Origin of the sequence: Psychrobacter sp. NPDC078409 (assembly GCF_050268505.1) — a bacterium.
Taxonomy (GTDB): Bacteria; Pseudomonadota; Gammaproteobacteria; order Pseudomonadales; family Moraxellaceae; genus Psychrobacter.
The window spans coordinates 1-3,359 of the sequence record NZ_JBNNGW010000010.1 but is presented as its reverse complement, the minus strand read 5'-3'; the positions used below and the strand labels follow the sequence as shown (position 1 = coordinate 3,359).

The window sequence follows — 3,359 nt, the reverse complement described above, 5'->3', positions numbered from 1 at the left end:
ATTCTAGATAAAGCCCCCTTCGCTAACGCGGAGGGGGCTTTTCTTTGCGTCTATCTTTATTCCTATTGACCTACGCAGCAAATCCTATTTAAAGGATTTGCTCTTGCGCTGCCTAAAATTGGCATGCAATTTTTACGGCGCTCAGGTCATCGTCAGCTCTCTATTCTGAAATATCCCCCGACATTAGCTTGTCGGGGGATTTTCTTTGTGCGTAATTTGGTGCCAGTGCTAGGTGCTGGAAAGTTTAGCGCTAGATACTTTGGTCAAGAATTCAAACTTTCCTACAAACTAGTTTGATGTGATACTATTTATTCACTTCTAGAATCTACTATTTTTCATTTATTTTTCATTTATTTTGGAGCACATTATGGGCGTTTCACTCTACTATACTGCTGAACGTTATACTCTTTTGACTCAACAGGAGCAAGAAAAGATTGCGTCAATAGTCGATGAATATAATGACAAATTCGAGCATGCAGATGATGCAGAGACTTTTGATCTCTATGCATACGATGATAGTGAATCAGAAGTAATACTAGCAGGAGCTACAAAGTTACCTGTTAGTATGGATGTAGAAGATCTTATGTATACCTTAGAGCATTGGCTACAATGTTTGACTGAGATTCGCCTTGTGGTAACTGATGCAGAATGGCATGTACATCTAGATGATAACGATGCTGTATGGGTAGATGATAAGTGGCAGATGGAAGAGTAGCGCTTCACCACTATTATGATTTGTATAATTGCTTAGAGCAGCTTCTATGAATTTATAAGATATTTACACAATAAAGCTCTCAACTGGATAACTGGCTGAGAGCTTTTTCATGAGAAATTATTTTAATCTACTTACTTTTTACTATTACCTATATAAACAATTTAAGTATTAGAAATATATCTATAATATGAATATATCCTTTATAATCTGCTCAAAATGATTTGACTTCTATCATTATAGCTGCTAATTTTAAACAGTACTTTTATTACAGGTATGTAAAAAATATATCTAAACCTTGTAGACAATTTAATCTAGGATGAATCGGATTGTTTGCTCGTAACATCTTACTCCTATCCCCATAATTATCAAAAGGAATTGATAATGAAGTTAGCTCCTCTTTTTTCAATTGGTGCTTTAGCCGCTATTAGTATTCTTGGCTGTTCTAACCAATCTGCTGATACGACTGATGGCTCATCATCGACTTCTCAAGAAACTACCGTGCTACGGTTTTCGCATTTTTGGCCAGCAACCTCATCTATCAGTAAAGAAGTCTTTGAGCCTTGGGCAAAACAGATAGAAACAGATTCTGACGGCCGTCTAAAGGTTGAGCTATATCCATCAGCAGGTCTTGCTAAAGCAGACGTTACCTACGAATCTGCTGCCAAAGGTACGATCGATATCGGTTCACAAGCGCATGGTTATACCAATGGTCGCTTTCCTTTGACTCAGATTACTGAGCTTCCAGGTTTATCAAACTCAGCAACCCAAATGGGCTGTATGCTACAGACCCTATATGATGACGGTACTTTAGCGAGTGAGTACGAAGATACTCATTTACTGTTTATGTACGGCGGCGGACCTGGTGCACTTCATACAACGGATAAGTTAATTCGTACGCCTGCAGATATGAAAGGTATGCGTATTCGCCGTCCTTCAGCTGTGGCAGGTGACATTATCGAAAGTGCGGGCGCTTCACCAGTAGGTCTACCTGCAAACGATATGTATACCTCTCTACAGCGCGGTGTCGTTGATGGTTTAAGTTTCCCTTGGGAGGCGGTAACAGCATTTAAGATTGATGAGATTACCAAATATCATACCAACATTCCTTTCTATAGTTCAGCGCTTATGGTCACGATGAACAAAGACAAATACGACAATTTACCTGACGATCTAAAACAAGTTTTGGATAAAAACTCAGGAATGGCGTTGGCCAGTAAAGTTGGTGAAGTATTTGATAAGCATGACCAGATGGCAATTCAAGCTGCTAAAGATAAGGGTGATGAAATTGTCGAAATTCCTGATCCGCTAAATGATCCAGATTGGAAAGGGCCACTTGAAAGAGGAACCCAAAAATATTTAAGTGATGTTAACGCTTTGGGTTTAGATGCTGATGGCGTCTATGAAAAAGCAAAAGCTGCCAGTGCTGCCTGTAAGGTCTAACCTAATTGGAGGTGTCACATGGCATTTTTAGTCAAGCTCAGCGTCTTAATCTCTAGATTATGCCAGTTTATCGGTGGGGTGAGTCTCATCATCATCGTCCTAACCACCATGCTCGACGTCGTCGCACGCTACATATTCAAACTCACCGGTGGTGAGTTTGGCTTTACCGTCAAAGGCAGTGTAGAGATCGTTTCCTACTTTATGCTATTTGCACTGTTAGCTGCCTTTGCCGCATTTGTCGAACGCTCACAAATCATCGTCGACGTCTTCACCCAGAAAATGCCACAGTCTATCAAAGGCTACCTCATGGGTATCTTTATGATGGGCTTCTTTGTCATCGGCATCGTCTTCTCATGGGGACTCTACGAGAGCGCCATTGACGCCTTAGAGTATGGCAAAGTCACCCAAGACCTTCGCATATCTATGATGCCTATCTATATGGTTAGTGCATTCTTAAGCATCTTACTGGCTATTCGCTCATTGATCGAATCCATCAACATCTTTAAGACAGGCGAATTCTTTGACGCCGAGGAGACAGGCGCATGAGTCCAGAAATTATCGGTGCGATTGGCCTAGTGGTCATGATCTTGCTTGTCGTCTTACGAGTACCCGTTGCACTTGCCATGTTAGGGGTGGGTCTAGTCGGTTTTGGTGCGGTCACCGCGCCTAGTGGTGCGCTGCAAATGCTAAAAGACATCCCAGTCGATGTCTTAGCAAAGTATGACTTTAGTGCCATTCCTTTATTTATTCTGATGGGCGTGTTTGCCACTCACTCCGGCATGGCAGGTAAACTCTTTGAAGCCACCCGAACCATATTTGGCGGAGTAAGGGGTAGTCTTGGTATTGCTGGTATTGGTTCATCCGGTATCTTTGCCTCTATTTCAGGCTCATCGCTTGCTACTGCTTCTACCATGACCAAAGTGGCGTTACCGCAAATGGAGAAGTACGGCTATCAGCCAGGCTTTGCCTGCGGTATCTTAGCTGCTGGTGGTACCCTTGGTATTATGATTCCGCCCAGTATTGCCTTACTGGTCTATGCCATCTTAACCCAGCAGTCAGTTGGTGACATGTTCATCGCAGGGTTCTTACCCGGTATGCTCGGTATGGTAATGTACTCACTCACGGTCATGGTGATGGTACGCTGGAAACCACACTTAGCAAAACGTGGTGAGAAAACCACGTGGAAAGCCAAGCTACTGTCACT

The 3,359-nt window shown here is 42.4% G+C and carries 4 protein-coding genes; all 4 read left to right on the top strand.

Annotated elements, in window-relative coordinates; genetic code table 11:
- Nucleotides 1-367 precede the first annotated feature (367 nt).
- Nucleotides 368-715, top strand: coding sequence for a hypothetical protein (locus ACQKC9_RS13430; RefSeq protein ID WP_427622273.1), 348 nt, complete (start codon nucleotides 368-370; stop codon nucleotides 713-715).
- Between the two features lie 381 nt (nucleotides 716-1,096).
- Nucleotides 1,097-2,155 carry a TRAP transporter substrate-binding protein gene (locus ACQKC9_RS13425; RefSeq protein WP_427622271.1) on the top strand — a complete coding sequence of 353 codons (1,059 nt, stop codon included), beginning with the start codon at nucleotides 1,097-1,099 and terminating at the stop codon, nucleotides 2,153-2,155.
- 18 nt (nucleotides 2,156-2,173) lie between these two features.
- A complete protein-coding gene (locus ACQKC9_RS13420; protein WP_057761870.1) occupies nucleotides 2,174-2,701 on the top strand; it encodes a TRAP transporter small permease in 528 nt (175 codons plus the stop codon).
- Nucleotides 2,698-3,359, top strand: a 662-nt coding sequence (locus ACQKC9_RS13415; protein WP_427620467.1) for a TRAP transporter large permease subunit, incomplete at its 3' end; no start/stop codon positions are given. The genes ACQKC9_RS13420 and ACQKC9_RS13415, both read left to right, overlap by 4 nt.

Bases quoted from the DNA above. Each gene is read 5' to 3' on its own strand.
- ACQKC9_RS13430 (WP_427622273.1), top strand. From the start codon at position 368: ATGGGCGTTTCACTCTACTATACTGCTGAACGTTATACTCTTTTGACT.
- ACQKC9_RS13425 (WP_427622271.1), top strand. From the start codon at position 1,097: ATGAAGTTAGCTCCTCTTTTTTCAATTGGTGCTTTAGCCGCTATTAGT.
- ACQKC9_RS13420 (WP_057761870.1), top strand. From the start codon at position 2,174: ATGGCATTTTTAGTCAAGCTCAGCGTCTTAATCTCTAGATTATGCCAG.